The following is a 16,471-nucleotide window of genomic DNA, read 5'->3' on the forward strand; positions in this document are numbered from 1 at the left end:
TCGCCATGGGTTCACTCCGCAGCGATTGCCGCCGCATCAGCGGCGGGCATCGTCCATTTTTCGGGGTTCTCGGGGAATGCGATCCGCTCGATCGCCTCATCCATGCTGAGCCCGTCGGCGACCATCGCCTCAATGGCAGCAAAGGTGCGCGGGCTCGACGAGAACAGCGCGGCAGAGAAGGGATCGAGGACCAGCCGGCCGACCGCCAGCGTCTCCGGCCCCTTGATCATGATGTCGGAATATTCGAAGCCGTTGCGCTTGAGCGAGCGGAGCAGCGCGTCGGTATAGTCGTCCATCTCGAAGCGATCGTGCTTCTTGAAGTCGGCGATCGTTTCCGGCTTCTGCTGGAGGATCACGAACCAGTCGCTGTTCTCGAGGGCGGCTATGGACCCGGCCGACTTGTAGTAGTCGTTGAGCGACTGCGTGGCCGTCACCAACGAGGCGCCATACTTGCGGCACGTGCGGGCGTAGGTTTCGATGAAATCGGCCATCGCCCCGCCGCGAAGCATCTGCCAGGCCTCGTCCAGGAGCAGCGCCTTCGGAATGGAGCGGTCGACCTTCCGCATCATCTGCTGCGACATGAACATGATCGCGGTCAGGACGACGCTGCGCAGTTCCTCGCGCGAGGACAGGTCGGACAACTCGAACACCGTGAGCTGTGCCTGCAGCTCGAACGAGACCTCACCCTGGAAGAACTTGCCGTAGGTGCCGGCGCTCGAGAACGGCATCATCGCGATGGCGAGATGCGAGGCAAGCTCGTTGCCAGTCTCGTTGAGCGCGGCGATCACGTCGTCGATCGAGCCGTTCCTGCCTTTAGCCTCCCAGACGCGGTTGACTGCGCCGTCGATCAGGCCGCGCTCGGTGTCGGTCAGCCGGTCGATGTGGCGGGACATCTGGTTCACGATGGCCTTGAGCATCGCCATGCAGTCGAGGAGATAGTCCTCATCCTCGGCCGCCTGGGCGGCGTCGATCATCGAGAACGGGTTCAGGCAGAAGCCGCTCGACATCGTGAACTCGACGAAGGCACCGCCCTGCAGCTTGGCCGAGTGCTCGAAGGAGCGGCCGTCATCGATCACGACAACCTTGGATCCCGCACCGCACAACGAGGCGCACAGCTCCTGCAGGGCGACCGACTTGCCCGACCCCGACTTGCCGAACACCGCCACGTTATGGTTGCCTGCGGCGTTCTCGAACGGGCTCCAGAAGAAGGGCTGGCCCCGTCGGCCGATCAGGAGCAGGTGCGGCGTGTGACCACCGAGATACTCGCCCTGTATGGGAGCCAGGTTCGCCGCGGTCGTGCTGAGCATGGTCCGCATGCGCTTCATGCGCTCGAGGTCGCGGGACAGCCCGTTCGCCATCGTCATGGGCATCGCGCACAAGAGGCCCATCACCTGGAGGTAGCGGTCGTCGAGCAGGTCCCAGCCTGCGGCCCGGTAGACCGACTTGAGGACGCGCTCGTTGGCGTCTCCCTTCCCTTTGGGAGAGAAGGACGTAACGCTGTAGAACAGGCGCACGAGCTTGCGCCCCTGGCGGATCTCGTCATTGACGAACTTCCACTCCTGGGACTGCTCGCGGAGTTGGGGAAGGAAGCGCGCGGACTTGGAGTCGGCGAGGCTCGTGGTGCGCATGAACTTGAAACCGGCCTTGTTGCTCGAGGCCTGGGGATCGGGAAAGTCGAGGCACAGGTTCGTGGAGACCGGGCACGGCATTCGCAGCTTGTCGGCGAACATGTCGCCGATCAGCCGCGCGCAGTCCCAGGGCGCCCAGCGCTGAGGAAGATTGCGGACCGAGAACGAGCGCACGTCGAATACGTCGGGATAGATCTCGCCGATCTCGGGCGCGCCGTTGACCTCCTTGCCGGTCGGGCGAAACCGTTCCGTCCGCAGCAGGATGCGGTCCGGATCTACCTTCATCTCGATGTCGCGGCGCACCGCCTGGTCAGCGATGGGATCAAGCGGATTGTAGCTGATGACGTCGTCGCCCGCGGCCGTGGTCGGCGAGGTGATGTCGTCGATCCACCCGATCAGCGCGACCGGATCCATTTTGCGCGCGGAGACCCCGATCGAGCCGAGCACGGAGATGAGGCCGTCCATCACGGCGACGATTTCCTCGACCGAGACACGCGAGCTTTCCGGCGTCGAATAGGAAATGGCGACGCGGTGGTTGCGAAGACAGAACGGCGCATCGGCCGAAAGCGAGTTCCACACGCCGTCCGTGAGGAAGTCGACCCGATGCTTGGCCATCCGCTCGTAGACGCCGCTCGCCGAGTAGCGGGGCAGATACCATTTGGAGAGCCGCTCGCTGATCCGCGGGCTCATCCAGTCGTGGAACTGCAGGCATCCGGGCACCGGGATGCCCTCGGACAAGAATTGGGTCAGGATCTCGCCGGTACGCTCATCCGCCCCGACGAGCGGCGAGACCTCGATCACGAATCCGCGCGAGGCGGAGTTGTAGAAGATGCCCGTTTTCGGGTCGTAGCTGCGATAGGGCAGCCAATGCGCGAGCATCGGCACGGCCAAGTCCGGACGCTCGGCCTCTGGCCGCTTGCTATCGCCGAACAGACCGGAGAGCAGGCTGTCGTAGAAACGGGGCTTCGCGCTCATGTCAATTGTCCTCCGGAACCGCCGCGGGGAAGCTCGCAGCGCGGACGGTGGGGCTCGTCAGGGTCGTGAGCCCCGCCCCGGGCGTCGCTCCGGCGGAGCCGCGCGCGCTGTCCTCGATCCGCTCGCGCGCTTCCTGATACTCTTGGCTCGCCTTCACGCGCGCAGCTGCCTCCTGGCCGGACGCAGTGCTCGTGGCGGGAGCACCCTCCGAGCGCTGTTTGGCTTGAGGCGGCGCCTCGCTTCGCCGGCTGGCTGGCACGCCCGCCGCGGCGGTCTCGCCGCCGCCAGCTGCGCGCTTGGTGCCCGTGGCGGACGCAGTCGGTTGCTGCGACCCAGTCGCTGAGGATGCCGAGGCGGGCGCTCCAGCCGTCGGCGCGCCGCGCGCCGGCTTGACCTTGGTAGCCAGACGGCTGGCGACATCCGCCTTGATCGCTGCAACCGGATCCGGCTTTCTGGCCCGGGCAGCCGCCACCACATCCGGGTCCGGCATGTTCGGGTCGAACGCGGCGACGTCCACCACACCGGGAACCTCGCGCTCGACCGCATCGACAAGGCTCAGCTGAACAGGTGCATCAGCCGACCTGCTGTCGGGGATGGGAGTCGCATCCGCAAGCGCCTGGGCCTGCCACTCGGATTGGACGACCGCGTGGACAGCGCTCGATTCATGCAGCCGGCCCCGGTCATCGACATAGGGCTGAAACACGATCCGGAGCACCTTCTCGCGGGTTCGCGGCGCGACCTGCCCATGTGCGTCCGAGAGCGGCGCTGCCACAGCGGTGCGCAGGGCACGGGGCTGTTGTGCCGGTGTCGGATAGGGCCCTGCCGGGATCATGACATCGCCGGCGTCACCGGAGATCATCGCCAGCGCGCGATCGTCGATCGTGGAGGACGGCGCGCAGATGCCGTCCGGCGCCTGGCAGGTGAAGCTGCCCTTCACGTTGCCGCCGAAGGTCGTGCAGCCGTTCAGGCTCATCAGCGTGCCGAAGCCAAGCGCGGCGACCGCAGCCTGGCGGCCGAGGCGCGGCGCGCTCACGAGCGCCCGTCCTTGAGCCAGCTCTGCAGGAACTCTTTGGGCCGATAGCCCTCGAGCATCGCTCCATCGCTGCGCACGATCACCGGCGTTCCGCTCAGGCCGTGCTTGTGAGCGAAGGCCTCGTTCGCATCGAGGCCCGACGTATCGCACGACGGGCCGCTCTTGAGCGGCTCGCCGGCATAGGCGGCATGTAGCGCCTCCTCGCGATTCCTCGCGCAATAGACCCGGTCGGCGATATCGCGACTGCCGAGAACGGAGATCGGCCGCTCGACGACCCGAACGTTCATGCTGCGCAGCACGTTCGTCAGCGCGCGGCAATACCCACACCGGAAGTCGGTGAAGACCGTGACTGTCTGCCCCGCCGGATTGCCCCAGACGATCGCGCCGTCCTTCGGAAGTCCGTCCAGCGCCAGCCTAGTCGGCCGCGAGGGGAGCGCGGTCTTCTCGACCCTCGCCTGCGCCGGAGCCGCCGCTTCCATTCCCTGGCCCTCGCCCTCCGCGGCCGCGGCATTGGCCTTGGCCGCACCGCCGACGAGCATGTCGGGGTTGATCTCGAGCAGCCGGGCGGCCGTTAGATCCTGGCGTGTCTGCATGTCATAGACCCGGCCGATGATGAGGTAGCGGGCGCCGGCGTCGACGTAGAAGAGGTTCGACCCCGCCGTCACCTCGCAGAGGCCACGTACCTTCTCGCAATTGACCTGGGTTAGGGGCGTCTTCGGCAGGCGCGTCTTGAGCAGGTTCGTGACCTCGGCGCTGCTCGGACCCGCGACCTGGGCCGCGAGGGCGACGCTCGCAGCGCCAAGCGCCGCGACGCCGGTGAGCAGCTTCCAGGGGCGCGCGAACGCGCTCCGGCGCAAGCGATCAATTGCGGACATAAACACCCTCCAGGAAGACGATTTCGACATCGACGCCGGTCGGCATCTCGATGACCGGCTGGTACTGTTCGGCGCGCTCGATCAGATATTTCGAGACGTCCTTGCCCGACTCCGCGGCACCGCCGCCGAGCGCACGCAGGCCGACATTGCCCAAGCTCGGCGTGCGGTTAGTTCCACCGTCGCCATCGGTGCTGATCGTCGCCAGCGGCTGCTGGAAGGCCGTGTTGAGCGCGTTGCCGGCACCGCCGACGAGGCCCGCGAGGAACGCCTGCATGGCAAGCGAACCCTCGCGGCTGACCACCCGCCCGCGCACGCCGGTCTTGCCGCCGAACGCGATGAAGCCCTTGACCTCCGAGACGGCGTAGCGGCCGCCGGGCTGCGGGCACGTCATCTTCTGCAGCTTGACGTAGACCTTCTCGCTGGAAAGGTCTCCGCGCGCCGCGCCGTTGATGAGGCAGCCCTGGATCTTGGTCGTGAGGAGCTTGCCGTTCTGCAGCACCGAGCGCGCCGGCCCGGTAACGCGCAGAACGACGGGCAGCGGATCGGTCTGGCTGTTCACGCCGGCGCTCGCGTCCACCCCCACGATGACCTTGGCCGAGGCGAAGCTGTTGGGCGGCAGATAGTTCGGGCTGTCGGTATAGACCGTGCTGCCCTTCGCCACCTTGGACGCAGTCCCCGTGTCGGAAGACGAGAAGCTGACCATCTTGACCTCGGCGGCGCGGCTGAGCGGAGGCGCTGCGCCGGCCTCGCCCGGCGCGTCCGGCCGCTGATAGGCTTGCGGGCCACCTCGCCCGTACAGTGCCGCGGGGCCCGGCGCCGGGGGCGGCGCCGAAGGCCGCTCGTTCAGCTGCTTGCGGAGCTGCTCATTCTCCGCCTGGTAAGCGGACAGCACTCGCTGGCCGTCGGCCTGCATCGACGAGTTCTGCCCCTTCAGTGCTTCGATCTGAGCGGCGAGATTGTCCATTCTCGCCTGCTGGCCGTTCACCGACTTGAGCTGGTTCTCGGTGGACTCAAACCGGTTTTCCGAGAGCGCCATCCACTCCTGCTGCGAGAGGTTGCGGTTCACCAGATCCTTGGTCGAGACCTCGACCTTCTCGGCGCCATCGGCGTCGGCGGCCTTCTCGCCTTCGTCGCCGCTGAAGATCCACATGGAGGACAGAACCAGCCCGACGCCGGCGACCCCGGCGAGCAGCATTCGCTGCTTGCGGCGCACCGCTTCGTTGCCCGCCAGTTCGCCTCCGACAGGCGAGACCCCCTCGCCCTCCGCCTCGTCGAGGGGCCTCCGCTTACGAGTGAAAATGTCCGAGAAGGCCATGGGCTTACCTCACATTCTGGGAGACGAGGTAGGCCGTCGTGACCTTCCCCGGGGCGAGCTTGGGCTCGGCGATGGAGACGGCGAGCGCGCTTGCCGGAGCGACCGTGCGCTCGGTCAACTCGGTCGGCGCATCGCCCGTGTTCTCGATGCGCAGCACCTTGCCGGTCAGGTCCTGCCCGCGATATTCAGCGATCATCTGGACCTTGAGCTTGCCGACATAGACCGGCTTCAGCGCGCGCTGCCGCATCTCATAGCCGTCGGCGACGCTGTTGGCGTACATGGCCTGGACGAGCTCGACCGCGGCATCCTGCGGCCCGGCGGCGACCTGCTGGGGCGAGCCCTCGGCTGCCTTTTCCCGGGCGATCGCCGGATTGGACACAAACAACTGCGCCGCCTGGTCGCCGGCGATCCGGCAGACGAACTTGTAGACGTAGCCGCGCTTGCTCGTGCCGAAGAAGGAAAGCGCCGGGCGGCCGAAACCTTCGGGCACGCTCAGGTAGATGTCGCCCCGGACCGGCTCGTTGACGACCGAGAAGTCGTCCTGCGGGTTGCCGGTCGAGATCTTCGACACGCTCGCGAACTCGTCATCGACCAGGCTGATCCGGGTCAGGTCCTTGGCCGACGCCTGACAGTCGACCTGGGCGCTGTCGGCGGCCACGACCGTCTGGTCTGCCCATGCCGGCTGCGCGAACAGGAAGACCGCCAGCGTGATCAGGCAGGCGCCCGCCACCCTGCTCAGGATGCAGTAGATGCGGGACATGAGGATGGTGCCTGCAGCAGCGCTGCCGACGGCATAGAAAGCCATCATTTGTCTTGCTCCTTGCCGGTGCGGACCATCCCGAAGCCGACCAAGCGGAGCGACAAGCCCTCATACTCCCAGTCGTAGCGGAAGGTGCGGCGCTCCCTGGAGATCACCTTGTTGCCGACAATGGTGTGGAGCTCGCCGGTCACCTCGGACCGCAGGTTCTTGGGATCGATGTCCATCGACTCAATCGTGAAGAACTGCGAGATCGAGGAGCCGCGCTGTTCGTTGACGATCTTGAGGAGGTCGGACTTGATCTTGCCCTGAACGCGCGGCGATGTGATCTCGAGCACCGCGTTCATCCAATATTCGAGGTTTTGCGGACTGCGGTCGAGCGTGAGCACCACCACGTCGCGCGTGATCATCTCGAGATATTCGCGGGAGACGCCGGCACTGCTGACGGTCACCGGCGAGCGCAGTACGGGCTGGAGGACGATCTCGCGGTCTCGCGAGATGCCGAAGGCGAGCAGCAGCGCTGTTATCGCCGCAAGCGCGCCTGCGACCACGACCAGGAAGTTGCGCTGGCGAAGAACCCGCTGGTTGCTTGCGTGGCTGAATGCGAGGTCCATCTCAGCCCGCCATCAGTCGGAGATAAGAGGGTGGCGTGGCCCTCAGGCCGGTGAAGCCGGCCGGAAGATGCCAATAGGCCAGATGGAGCAGCCAAGACGCGGCACGACCCGCTTTTGCCTTTTTCAATCCCCACCAGCCGGCGAATGCCAACGCCGTTCCGATGACGATGTGCTGGGTCATGATCCCCCAGACGAATGGCGTAACCATCGCCAGGAACTCATCCAGCGTCCACAGCCCGATCAGTTCTGGATCGTCCAGATGAGATGGGATCGCGTACTTGTCTGCGGCCATTGCACCACCCTCCCCCTGTGCGGCGCCGAGGCTGCCACCCCGACGCGCCAGGCTCGTTGCGTTAGATCGTCGCCGTCACCGTCGAGGTGACGATCGGAATGCCCGTGCCGGCGCCGACACCGACGCCGACCGGAATGGCGATCTGACCCATGGAGAAGCGGCCCGAGGCGAGCGCCACGATGCCGCCGGCGAGCGACAGCACGGTAATGACCTTGCCGCCCGACCCCTCGAGAAAGTCGGTGAACTTCGTGAGGGCCGTGTCGAACGTGGTATCCGCCCCGGCAAAGGCCGGCCCGGCGAACCACAGGAGCGCGAACAGCATCACAGCGAGGGCGAGGATCGCCATCTCCATGCGCCCGCTCCGATTCAGCAGAGACTGCATAAGAGTTTTCCCTTCGATGGAGACGCGGCACCTCCGCGCCCAATTGAAGGGTGGGTCCCCAACGACTTTCGCTACAACCGGCTTTTGTTGGAACCGCCGGGCTCTCGGCGGATTTATCTAGCGGCCGTGCCTAAAGAACCTTCGGCAGAGCCAAACATCGTCCGCGAACAACGATTCTTCATCTTGATTCGCGGACACCTTGTCCCGGCTTTCAGGCGCGCTGTCCGCGGTTGCGGACCCAGGTCCGGCTTTGCGGGCAAGTCCCTGTGCGGGTACACTTGGCTCGCCCCGGACGAGTCGTATAGGGCGATGTCACTTCACCTTGGCGACTTCAGCCGAAGCCAGGCAAGCAAGGACATGCGGGAATGGGCGGGCAGGCAATGCGGGGGTACACCCTCGACGTATCCGAGTATCTGTTTCGGCTGACCACCGAGAGTCTGCGGATTCACTCCAATCAGACACGGCGCTACCAGTCGCTCGGGAACCTCGTGAACGCGCGCGCCACCGCCGGCGCCGCAGGCGCGATCGAGCAGCACGACGTGGAAACGCTGCGCAAGCACCTCGAGAAGGTGCCGACCAAGGGCCCGATCCGCATCCATCTAAGCATCACGAAGACGAGCGCGGAAAGCCTGACGGAGGCCAAGCGGCGACTCGAAAAGCATCTCGGATCGGCCCTGACGGTCGGCGACGCTATCTCCATGCTGCTGTTCGATTATGTGGTCGAGCAGGGCACCGCCAAGCTGTTGAGCAAGATCGGAATCGACGAGCAAAAGCCGCCAAAAGGCGCGCGCGGGCGTGGTCGTGACGAGGGCGAAAAGGTTGTGCGAATTAGATAAATTCGGTTGTGAGGGGTGCGCGGGCTTTTCTCGAAGGGCTTGCCAAGATCGATAAGGTTTGATTGTGTCGCTCTGTCCGCAAAAAGGACTGCGGGGGCGAAAAGTGTCATCGCTTACGAATCGAATGGAGCAGGAGCTGCCCCTCGAGGCAGAAGCTGAAGCAGCGGCCGACTATGTGCCGATGATCATGCGCGCGATGGAGGCCAACGACATCGGCATCCGGACGATGGCGCTGCGCTCAGGTATCAAGAAGAGCAGGCTCGGCACGATCCTTCACCGGGACCCGGAGAAGCGCGCCTCGATGACCTTGCCGGAATTCCAGGCGATCCTCAGGGCCCTTAACATCGACCTCATGCAGGCAGTCATCAGCGTCGAGATGACCCGCGAGATGGAGCTCGTGCAGGACGATCGCTTCACCGCACTCGTGGCGATGCTGAGCACCTTGTTCAAAGGTCTGCCCCACCGGCTCGTCGAGGCTCTTCAGGAGCTCGAGGGCATGGACGGCAGCGAAATCCGCAGCGAGTGGGGCACCTATTTCCAGTCGGCGGTCATCAAGCGGATGGTCACCGAGATCACGGCGGTCCTCCAGCGTCGCTCGCAATTCGGCTCGGGGCGCGACCCGCTTCTCTAGCGCGGCACCCGTGCGATCGGCACGACTTCTCAGAAGCTCGACACCGTGGCGGCGCGAACGAATGGTTCACGGCGCGGTGCCGGCGATGCACTCGTCTGGATGGTCGCAACTCTCGAAATGCCGCTGAGCCGAGACCAGTTGAGCAGGACGTTCGAGACATAATCCTGGGTCTCGACGATCCGCGGCACACTCCCGTTCCTGACGCGCCCGGGCCCGGCATTGTAGGCCGCCAAGGCGAGGTGATAGGCACCGAACCGGTCGAGCTGCTGACGCAGATACCGCGCTCCGCCACGAAGATTCTGCTCCACGTCGTAGCGGTTCACGCCAAGACCGGCGGCCGTCCCAGGCATCAGCTGCGTGAGGCCAAATGCGCTTTTCGGGGACACCGCGGAGGCGTTGTAGCGGCTCTCCCGAATGATCATCGCATCGAACAGCCCGACTGGAATCCCGTATTCGCAGGCGACGTTGCTCATCATCGAGAAATATGTCTGGCGGCGGACTTCGGCATCGGCGGGCAGGAAGCCGCTTCGCCGGTAACCCGTCGGCGAGCATCCGGGGACGAAGGTCGTGGCAGCCGCAGCGAAAACCGGGCCGCCGCGCATCCATGCCGGCACGGCGATCGCGGAAAATGGAGCAAATGCCGCCGTCTGACTGGCCGGGGCGCCGAGCTGGGCAACACCGACCGGGGCAAAGGGGTCCTCCTCCGCGACCGCCGTCGTTGCGCCGGCCTCTGCCGCGAGTCTTTCACCCATCTGATACTCGACCCAGCGACGGCTCAGATCGTGGACCCGGAAACCCTCCACATCCGCTATGACGGCCTCGGCCGGACCCTCCATGCTGGGCTCGGCCGTCCCATCCTTACCGTCGGCGGCGACGTCCGACCGCCCCGTCATGCTGATCAGCTGGACGCTGCGCACCGGCGAAGCGGCGCGTTGGGTCGCCGCGAGCGCGGCCCCGCTATCAACGATGAAAAGTGTGCTCGCGAGCAACAACGCACGCATATCAAACCTCCCTGACCCCTAGTTCAGGAAGTTGAGATCAGGCGATTTGTAGTTGTCAATTCCCCGGAGCGGGCAAACTATGGCTGCATTGGATCGCCCGAAACTGGATCATGTGGCTGATTGACCGAGACACGGATGGCGGCGGCCCCCGGATCGCGCTGCCCGCTCCGCTCCGCGAGGCGCTGGTGCGTTGGTACATCGGCCAGGGATCGCCTGGCGATGAAGAGGCAGGAATCACGCTCGTCCAGAACGCCCGCATCGGCGCCAAGTGGATCGCCTGTGATTGCCTGGCCGCGGACGATCCGCCGCCGATACTTACGCCCGCCTTCCTGTCGGAGGCGGAGACCTATTATCTCCGCCGGCTGACCAGCGCGAAGCGACCCGACCACCGCGCCGACTGCCCCTTCTTCCGGGATCAGGTCACCCATCGCATCTCGGAGGTCCGATCGCGCGAAACGCCGGCGGCGCCTCCCGAGGGCTTCTTCGAGGTCCTGCGGCCTGCCCCCAGCAAGCTCGCGCAACAGCCCGAGAGCGACGCCAGCGACGATCGCACGCGCCACGCCTCGGTGCCTAGGCTGGCCCGGCTGCTATGGCGCCTCCTCGACGTTGCAGGGACGACCCGGGCTTTTCCCTTGTCGGATGGCGCGGAGGAGCCTTCGATCAAGCGGGAGTTCGATGCTCTAGTGAAGGCGAGCAGCAGGATCGAGATCGCGCCCGGCGTCGAGCTCAGCCGCGCCTTCTGGACCCACGCCGATGCCCTGCACAGCCGGCGCGCCTATGCGGTTCTGAGGCGTCTCTCCGGAGACTGGCCTCCCGGCCACGCGCCGCAGGCGTTCTTCGCGCTCTTCTCGCATCAGATCACCGGCCATGTCATCGAGACCGCCGACAACCGGCCAGTGCGCGTCGCCAATCGGGTGCAATCCCCGTCGGTGCGGGGCAACCTGGTCCGTGGCCCCTTCCTCGTGATCGTCGTCGCTGGTCAATATCCCGAGGCGCGTGGCTATGCTCCGCTTCGCGCCTACGCGCAGCCGATCTACTCGGGGCAGCGCTTCATCCCGGTCGAGTCCGAGTTCGAGCGCAGCCTGCTGCGCGAATTGCTGTCGATCCAGCGCAACCTTCACCGGCATGGCATCGATGCCGCGATCGAAAAGCCCGTGTTCGATATTCTGACGCCGCTCGGCCCTGCGCGACCGGACTTCCTGATCGAGGCGCGCTCGCGGATCACCGGGGAGATCAAGCGTCTGGCGATCGACGCCATCGACCACGGTGACGACGAGCATGACGGATCGAGCACCAGCGGGCATTCCCGCATGCGCGAGATCGCTCCGCTGCTCTGCCTCAGTTCCGGCGACCTCGAGCTGGGCCGGGTAGCGCGAAAGGTTGCCGCCGCCCTGGACCTGTGAGTTGAGCCCCGTGCTTCTCAGCTCCAGCGAAGCGTCATCGCGAACCCGCCCACAATGGCGATGATAACCGGCGTCGAGCGAAAGTAGAGCCGTTGCCACAGCCACCAGAGCTTGGGCACGAAGAGGATTGCTTGTCGAACGCTCCGAACTTCTTCCCAGGCGCGTTCGCGGCAGACCTGCACTCCAGCGCCGACAATCGACAATGCGAGGGCGATCGCACAGCACATCGCCGTAGCAGCATAGAGGGCTGCCCAGTTCGCCAGTTCGAGTTGCGTTAGCTGCGCCATTTCGACCGTACCTACTCGCACCGCCATCCAGGTAAGTGTCTGCCCTCGTCTCGGTTCCTACAATCGTTGCTGGCCGCCAAAGTCTGGCCTCCGACCCTTGACGGGGCGCGGAAGAATACTAGCTCGACTGACGCCGAACGCCATAGCGGGTTCGGCTGGGACTAGAGGGCGCCGGCTCTCTCTCCGGCGCATCTCATGCCCGAATTGCTCATGTAGAGGATTTGGATATGAGGACGATTATTCGCGATCTGATCCGCGGGCGCCGGCGCGTTGCTGCCGATAGCTCCCACGACAACTCGCTCCGCCATCTGGAGAGCCAGACGCCACCCTCTCGATCGGAGGTGCGTCGCTGGCCTTCGCGCGCGATGAAGGTGCTGACGTCGGCAATCGTCGGTCTGCTGGCGCTCTTCGGCATGTCCCTTACCCCCGCCGCGGCTCAGGTCTGGGCGCCGCCGCCGGCGTGGGGGCCGGGCTGGCATCATTGGACCGGCCATCATCGCTGGGCGCCAGGATGGCGCGGCCCAGTGTGGATAGCTGAACCAGGCCCTCGTCATGGTTGGTATCGCTGGCACGGCCGGTGGTACCGGCATTGCGGGTGGCGCTGGGAAGCGCCGCATCTCCGCGTGTGGCGCTGCTACTGACGCGTTGGCCCGACCCGCGGCAGTCGGGCCAACATCGACCACGTGGCGATGGACCGCGACCATGCCCAGCAAACTGCGCATCGGGCTAGACGGATTTGCTCGCTAAGCATGCCTTCCGCCGACCGGAGGCCGAGGGAAGCTTTGATGTTCGAGTGTCTGATTCTTGGGGACAGCACGGGCGTCGGCACCGCGCAGGCGATAAACGCGCGCTACGAACGCCATTGTGACGTTCAGGCCGCAGAGCGGGCCACGGCCGCCCAGGTCCTTTCCTGGCGAAGACCGGGAAAGCGCTACAATACCTGCATCTTCTCGATGGGCTCCAATGACATGGCCGGACCGGCTCTCGCCGCCCGCCTCGCTGAGATACGTGCGCAGTTCTGCTTCAACCGTGTGATCTGGCTGCTGCCATACGCCCGCCCACAAGCCTACACCGTCAGCTCCGTCGCTGCTCGCTTTGGTGACGAGACCCTGGATCTCGGCCGCTTCCGCTCCCGCGACGGCGTTCACCCGCTTCGGTACGGGGACGTGGCCGCGGCCTTGCTAAAATAGCGTCGGAGCGGCGTGGCGCCGCTGACGATGGATTTTGGAGCGGGGAAGAACAGAGCGGGAAGTCAGCTATCGGCGGCAGCAGCCAGCCTCGTGCCCGCGATCCGTTCGACAACTCTCCGCGCAACGTCGGAAGGCACAGCGAGCCCGATGCCGACATTTCCGCCGCTGGGGCCGATGATTGCGCTGTTGATGCCGATGACCTCGCCGCGCATGTTGATCAGCGGCCCCCCCGAGTTCCCTGGATTGATCGGGGCATCGGTCTGAACATAGGGCGGCCCCCCCGCGGACGGCGCCCGTACCGCGCTGATGATGCCGGCGGTGACGGTCTGGCCCACCTCGAAGGGGTTGCCGATCGCCACGACATAGTCGCCGACATGGGCCTTCGCTGACTCGCCGAGCGGCAGGGCCTTCAGCCCTCTTGCGGGGATTCTCAGGACGGCGATGTCGGTCAGTGGATCGCTCCCGAGCAGTTCCGCCTCGACCTGTCGATCGCCGATGCCGACAGCGATTGCGCGCGCATGTGAGACGACATGCTGGTTGGTCACCACCAGCCCGCGTTCGGCGTCAACCACAAACCCCGATCCGGCCGATATGCGCGGCGCGAGGGCTTCGTCAGGAACACCAAGAAAGAGGCGGTAATAGGGATCCCGGAGCAGAGGGTTCTGCGCATAGGGCGAACTCTGCAGCACGGCGATGTTGACCACCGCAGGCGCGACCCGCTCCACCAGCGGCGCCAGCGTCAATCGGTTGAGGGGAACGGCATCGCTCGATATCGCCCGTTGCCCGGTCGCTTCAGCCGGGGCGGTGCTCGTCAGCATCTCGACGGCCGCGCCGCCAAGGGTTGCGCCAACGAACGTGAGCACCAAAGCCCATGCTGCCCAGATGCCCCTGGATTGCCGGTGGGATCGAACCATGACTGTTCCCTCTGCTTCGTCCTCCACCAGCCGGCGTAGCGAGCGTGTGTTTCGAAATCCGCGCACCGGCGGCGCCGGCGCGCGGTATCGATCAGTGCTGCGTCGCGCCGTCGCCGAGCGGTATCCTGCGACCGCGCGTCGTCCGCTGCGACTTGGGCATTCGCACCGTCAGCACGCCATCGCGTAGCACGCCCTGGCAGTTCTCCTCGTCGGCGCCGTCGGGCAGCACGATCGAGCGTTCGAAACGGCCATAGTAGCGTTCGGACCAGCCGCGATCCTTGTCCTGGTGCTCGGACTTCTTCTTGCCCCGAAGCGTCAGCACGCCATCGTCCACGGTGACGTCCACATCCTTCTCGGTCAGGCCGGGAAGCTCGGCGGTGACGATCACCTGATCATCGGTCTCCTTAACCTCCAGATACGGCCAGCTCTGCACATTGCTGGAGAGGCCGATGCCGCCCACGAGCGGTGCCCGGAAAAAGTCCTCGAACAGGCGATCCATCTCTCGGCGGAGCTGGACATAGGGGCTGCGCTCTTCGTCGCGGAAGAGCGCGGGCGCCGGGTTCTCCTGCCGGCGCCACGGAATCAAATCACGCATCGACATGATTCGTCTCCTTGGTTGCTGGCGAAGAGGGCTCGCCGCCCCGAACGGCGCGGCGAGCCCGGTTCGGCATCAGGCAGCTTCGCGCTGCTTGGCGCCGTCGTTGGCCTTCTCGTTATTGTTCGCGGACGAGTCCTCGATCCGGCGGGCATTTTCACCAGCCGCGCCGATGCTGATCTTCCGCGGCTTCATCGCCTCGGGGATCTCGCGCACCAGCTCGATCGAGAGCATGCCATCCTTGAGCTCCGCATTCTTCACCTGAACATAATCCGCCAGGCCGAAGCGGCGCTCGAAGTCACGCGCGGCGATGCCGCGGTGGATGTAGCGGCTTTCCTCGCTTTCCTGCTTGCGACCAGAGACCACGAGCAGATTCTGCTGTGCGGTCACTTCGATCTCGCCGGGGCGGAAGCCGGCCACCGCCATGTTGATGCGGTAGCGGTCCTCACCTTCGCTCACGAGATCGAACGGCGGATAGTTGTCGGTAACCTGCGAAGTCAGACCGTTCTCGAGCAGGTCGAACAGCCGGTCGAACCCGACAGTCGAACGCCGGAGCGGGGTGAAGTCATAGTTGGTCCTCATAAACAAGTCCTCCTTTGAGCAACGAGTGTATGAAGAGCGTCCGAGAGAGCGGACGCACTCTCCATGCCGGGTCCTGTCGGCACCCGGCAGGAGTTTATTTGGTTTCGTCAGAACGGCTTTCAAGACCATTCTCAACAGCCTGAAGTCGCTTCAGGCGGATGCCGAGGCTGATCAGCGTAAAGCCGGCGAAGAAGGCCCAGGCCGCAATCACCCACGCCACCGAGAGGATGCTAGCGATCGGGTAGAGCCACAGCATGGCCCACACCCACACACCCAGCAGGATCGACAGCGCGCCAGAGATCCCGAGCAGCCATTCGCCCTTGATCTCCTTGCGCAGCCGGATAGCGGCGGCGATCTCAAAAGCACCGGTAAGGAACGCCCAGGCGATCAGCACGCCCAGCGTGACCAGCGCATAGCTTAGGGTTGCGAGCTCGGGCATCAGCGCAACGGCCACCGCGGCCGCGATGCCGATCACGCCGCGCAGGACCATCGCCCACCAGCGATCCTCCTTCTTCGTCGCCCCCCGTACACCCGCGATCAGCGACAGGATGCCGTCTGCGCCGGCATAAGCGGCAAACACGAGGGTGAAAGCGAACAGAGCATTCAGCGGAAACAGGATAGTGACTACGCCCAGCAATAGGGCCAGGGCACCACGGAACACAATCCAACCCCAGTTCCGCCTCAGCAGCGCAGAACCCCGAGCATAAGCGCTCCCCGTGGAGAAGGGGGAGGCAAAAGACATTGCGGTCATATGATCTCTCCCAGTTCAACAGCGGAGGCCGACACGGGAGCCCTGATCAGGCACTTCCGCGCCGGCGACCATCACTCGCAGAAATAGGTGAGGCCGGTATGATTTGAATAGGAGGGCGCATACGAAAACAGCGGGCGCCGGCTGGCAATGAAGCACGGCAAGGATCTCCAACCCTTCGGCTTTGAAGAACGGGTGCTTGGCAAGCAATGCGACCGCCGCGCCGGATATCTTGGGTCGTCGCGCCCCCCCTGGAACCAACAGGGTAAAAACTGCGCACCTCTGGTAAAGATCAGCTACAACCCGAAATTCACTTCAGTAAACCGTTATCGCGATGCGCTGGCATTGTCCGCCGTCAGCACCAATGGCACAGATTTGAGGTTGTGATTTAAGGAGGATCTGGGCTTCGTCGT

19 protein-coding genes are annotated in these 16,471 nt (G+C 65.2%); 5 read left to right on the forward strand and 14 right to left on the reverse strand.

The features are described from left to right. Positions 1 to 11 precede the first annotated feature (11 nt). The 8 genes from traC to AX709_RS12380 form a co-directional block, all read right to left on the reverse strand. Positions 12 to 2,603 (reverse strand): type IV secretion system protein TraC, encoded by a 2,592-nt coding sequence (gene traC, locus AX709_RS12345; protein WP_066549630.1) that lies wholly within the window; start codon positions 2,601 to 2,603, stop codon positions 12 to 14. A gap of 1 nt (position 2,604) precedes the next feature. Further along, positions 2,605 to 3,636, reverse strand: coding sequence for a TraV family lipoprotein (locus AX709_RS12350; RefSeq protein WP_066549631.1), 1,032 nt, complete (start codon positions 3,634 to 3,636; stop codon positions 2,605 to 2,607). Beyond that, positions 3,633 to 4,511: a DsbC family protein gene (locus tag AX709_RS12355; RefSeq protein WP_066549633.1), complete on the reverse strand. Its 879-nt coding sequence runs from the start codon at positions 4,509 to 4,511 to the stop codon at positions 3,633 to 3,635. The genes AX709_RS12350 and AX709_RS12355 overlap by 4 nt, the downstream gene beginning before the upstream one ends. Then, entirely contained in the window at positions 4,498 to 5,826 is a 1,329-nt protein-coding gene (locus tag AX709_RS12360) for a TrbI/VirB10 family protein (RefSeq protein WP_047100308.1), read from the reverse strand. Before AX709_RS12360 ends, AX709_RS12355 begins: the two co-directional genes overlap by 14 nt. 4 nt (positions 5,827 to 5,830) lie before the next feature. After that, on the reverse strand, positions 5,831 to 6,634 hold the full coding sequence (locus AX709_RS12365) for a type-F conjugative transfer system secretin TraK (RefSeq protein WP_066549634.1): 804 nt from the start codon (positions 6,632 to 6,634) through the stop codon (positions 5,831 to 5,833). Beyond that, positions 6,631 to 7,197, reverse strand: coding sequence for a type IV conjugative transfer system protein TraE (locus AX709_RS12370; protein WP_047100309.1), 567 nt, complete (start codon positions 7,195 to 7,197; stop codon positions 6,631 to 6,633). The genes AX709_RS12365 and AX709_RS12370 overlap by 4 nt, the downstream gene beginning before the upstream one ends. Before the next feature lies 1 nt (position 7,198). Further along, a complete protein-coding gene (traL, locus tag AX709_RS12375; RefSeq protein WP_007406717.1) occupies positions 7,199 to 7,489 on the reverse strand; it encodes a type IV conjugative transfer system protein TraL in 291 nt (96 codons plus the stop codon). A 61-nt stretch (positions 7,490 to 7,550) separates the two neighbouring features. Continuing rightward, on the reverse strand, positions 7,551 to 7,871 hold the full coding sequence (locus AX709_RS12380) for a TrbC/VirB2 family protein (protein WP_030541416.1): 321 nt from the start codon (positions 7,869 to 7,871) through the stop codon (positions 7,551 to 7,553). Positions 7,872 to 8,236: 365 nt separating this feature from the next. Between AX709_RS12380 and AX709_RS12385 the strand changes: the two genes are divergently transcribed. Both AX709_RS12385 and AX709_RS12390 read left to right on the forward strand, forming a co-directional pair. Continuing rightward, positions 8,237 to 8,707, forward strand: coding sequence for a hypothetical protein (locus tag AX709_RS12385; RefSeq protein ID WP_066549635.1), 471 nt, complete (start codon positions 8,237 to 8,239; stop codon positions 8,705 to 8,707). A gap of 124 nt (positions 8,708 to 8,831) precedes the next feature. Next, on the forward strand, positions 8,832 to 9,338 hold the full coding sequence (locus AX709_RS12390) for a hypothetical protein (RefSeq protein WP_047100311.1): 507 nt from the start codon (positions 8,832 to 8,834) through the stop codon (positions 9,336 to 9,338). A gap of 29 nt (positions 9,339 to 9,367) precedes the next feature. Here AX709_RS12390 and AX709_RS12395 read toward each other — a convergent pair whose 3' ends face one another. Further along, positions 9,368 to 10,339 carry a lytic transglycosylase domain-containing protein gene (locus tag AX709_RS12395; RefSeq protein WP_066549636.1) on the reverse strand — a complete coding sequence of 324 codons (972 nt, stop codon included), beginning with the start codon at positions 10,337 to 10,339 and terminating at the stop codon, positions 9,368 to 9,370. Between the two features lie 110 nt (positions 10,340 to 10,449). Here AX709_RS12395 and AX709_RS12400 point away from each other — a divergent pair, with 110 nt between their 5' ends. Further along, positions 10,450 to 11,742: a hypothetical protein gene (locus AX709_RS12400; protein WP_066549637.1), complete on the forward strand. Its 1,293-nt coding sequence runs from the start codon at positions 10,450 to 10,452 to the stop codon at positions 11,740 to 11,742. A 17-nt stretch (positions 11,743 to 11,759) separates the two neighbouring features. Here AX709_RS12400 and AX709_RS12405 read toward each other — a convergent pair whose 3' ends face one another. Further along, positions 11,760 to 12,029 carry a hypothetical protein gene (locus AX709_RS12405; protein ID WP_037569879.1) on the reverse strand — a complete coding sequence of 90 codons (270 nt, stop codon included), beginning with the start codon at positions 12,027 to 12,029 and terminating at the stop codon, positions 11,760 to 11,762. Between the two features lie 785 nt (positions 12,030 to 12,814). On the opposite strand from AX709_RS12405, the gene AX709_RS12410 reads away from it, so the two are divergent. Next, positions 12,815 to 13,219: a hypothetical protein gene (locus tag AX709_RS12410; protein WP_066549656.1), complete on the forward strand. Its 405-nt coding sequence runs from the start codon at positions 12,815 to 12,817 to the stop codon at positions 13,217 to 13,219. Positions 13,220 to 13,281: 62 nt separating this feature from the next. Here AX709_RS12410 and AX709_RS12415 read toward each other — a convergent pair whose 3' ends face one another. From AX709_RS12415 to AX709_RS12430, 4 genes are all read right to left on the reverse strand, one after another. Further along, the gene (locus AX709_RS12415; protein WP_066549658.1) at positions 13,282 to 14,082 is read right to left on the reverse strand and encodes a trypsin-like peptidase domain-containing protein; all 801 of its coding nucleotides are present in this window, start codon (positions 14,080 to 14,082) and stop codon (positions 13,282 to 13,284) included. Between the two features lie 142 nt (positions 14,083 to 14,224). Then, entirely contained in the window at positions 14,225 to 14,734 is a 510-nt protein-coding gene (locus AX709_RS12420) for an Hsp20/alpha crystallin family protein (protein WP_066549638.1), read from the reverse strand. A gap of 69 nt (positions 14,735 to 14,803) precedes the next feature. Next, positions 14,804 to 15,310 (reverse strand): Hsp20 family protein, encoded by a 507-nt coding sequence (locus AX709_RS12425; protein ID WP_066549639.1) that lies wholly within the window; start codon positions 15,308 to 15,310, stop codon positions 14,804 to 14,806. A 94-nt stretch (positions 15,311 to 15,404) separates the two neighbouring features. Beyond that, positions 15,405 to 16,061, reverse strand: a complete 657-nt coding sequence (locus tag AX709_RS12430; protein WP_174609209.1) for an HdeD family acid-resistance protein — start codon at positions 16,059 to 16,061, stop codon at positions 15,405 to 15,407. A 147-nt stretch (positions 16,062 to 16,208) separates the two neighbouring features. Between AX709_RS12430 and AX709_RS18660 the strand changes: the two genes are divergently transcribed. After that, positions 16,209 to 16,445, forward strand: coding sequence for a hypothetical protein (locus AX709_RS18660; protein WP_125458960.1), 237 nt, complete (start codon positions 16,209 to 16,211; stop codon positions 16,443 to 16,445). Positions 16,446 to 16,471: the final 26 nt, after the last annotated feature.

Source organism: Sphingomonas sp. CCH15-F11 (assembly GCF_001557005.1).
Taxonomy (GTDB): Bacteria; Pseudomonadota; Alphaproteobacteria; order Sphingomonadales; family Sphingomonadaceae; genus Sphingomonas.

Coding starts and splice junctions, on each gene's coding strand:
- traL (WP_007406717.1), bottom strand. CDS start 7,489: ATGGCCGCAGACAAGTACGCGATCCCATCTCATCTGGACGATCCAGAA.
- AX709_RS12370 (WP_047100309.1), bottom strand. CDS start 7,197: ATGGACCTCGCATTCAGCCACGCAAGCAACCAGCGGGTTCTTCGCCAG.
- AX709_RS12410 (WP_066549656.1), top strand. CDS start 12,815: ATGTTCGAGTGTCTGATTCTTGGGGACAGCACGGGCGTCGGCACCGCG.
- AX709_RS12405 (WP_037569879.1), bottom strand. CDS start 12,029: ATGGCGCAGCTAACGCAACTCGAACTGGCGAACTGGGCAGCCCTCTAT.
- AX709_RS12365 (WP_066549634.1), bottom strand. CDS start 6,634: ATGATGGCTTTCTATGCCGTCGGCAGCGCTGCTGCAGGCACCATCCTC.
- AX709_RS12400 (WP_066549637.1), top strand. CDS start 10,450: ATGTGGCTGATTGACCGAGACACGGATGGCGGCGGCCCCCGGATCGCG.
- AX709_RS12395 (WP_066549636.1), bottom strand. CDS start 10,339: ATGCGTGCGTTGTTGCTCGCGAGCACACTTTTCATCGTTGATAGCGGG.
- AX709_RS12355 (WP_066549633.1), bottom strand. CDS start 4,511: ATGTCCGCAATTGATCGCTTGCGCCGGAGCGCGTTCGCGCGCCCCTGG.
- AX709_RS12420 (WP_066549638.1), bottom strand. CDS start 14,734: ATGTCGATGCGTGATTTGATTCCGTGGCGCCGGCAGGAGAACCCGGCG.
- AX709_RS12385 (WP_066549635.1), top strand. CDS start 8,237: ATGGGCGGGCAGGCAATGCGGGGGTACACCCTCGACGTATCCGAGTAT.
- AX709_RS18660 (WP_125458960.1), top strand. CDS start 16,209: ATGAAGCACGGCAAGGATCTCCAACCCTTCGGCTTTGAAGAACGGGTG.
- AX709_RS12380 (WP_030541416.1), bottom strand. CDS start 7,871: ATGCAGTCTCTGCTGAATCGGAGCGGGCGCATGGAGATGGCGATCCTC.
- AX709_RS12425 (WP_066549639.1), bottom strand. CDS start 15,310: ATGAGGACCAACTATGACTTCACCCCGCTCCGGCGTTCGACTGTCGGG.
- AX709_RS12360 (WP_047100308.1), bottom strand. CDS start 5,826: ATGGCCTTCTCGGACATTTTCACTCGTAAGCGGAGGCCCCTCGACGAG.
- AX709_RS12430 (WP_174609209.1), bottom strand. CDS start 16,061: ATGACCGCAATGTCTTTTGCCTCCCCCTTCTCCACGGGGAGCGCTTAT.
- traC (WP_066549630.1), bottom strand. CDS start 2,603: ATGAGCGCGAAGCCCCGTTTCTACGACAGCCTGCTCTCCGGTCTGTTC.
- AX709_RS12390 (WP_047100311.1), top strand. CDS start 8,832: ATGGAGCAGGAGCTGCCCCTCGAGGCAGAAGCTGAAGCAGCGGCCGAC.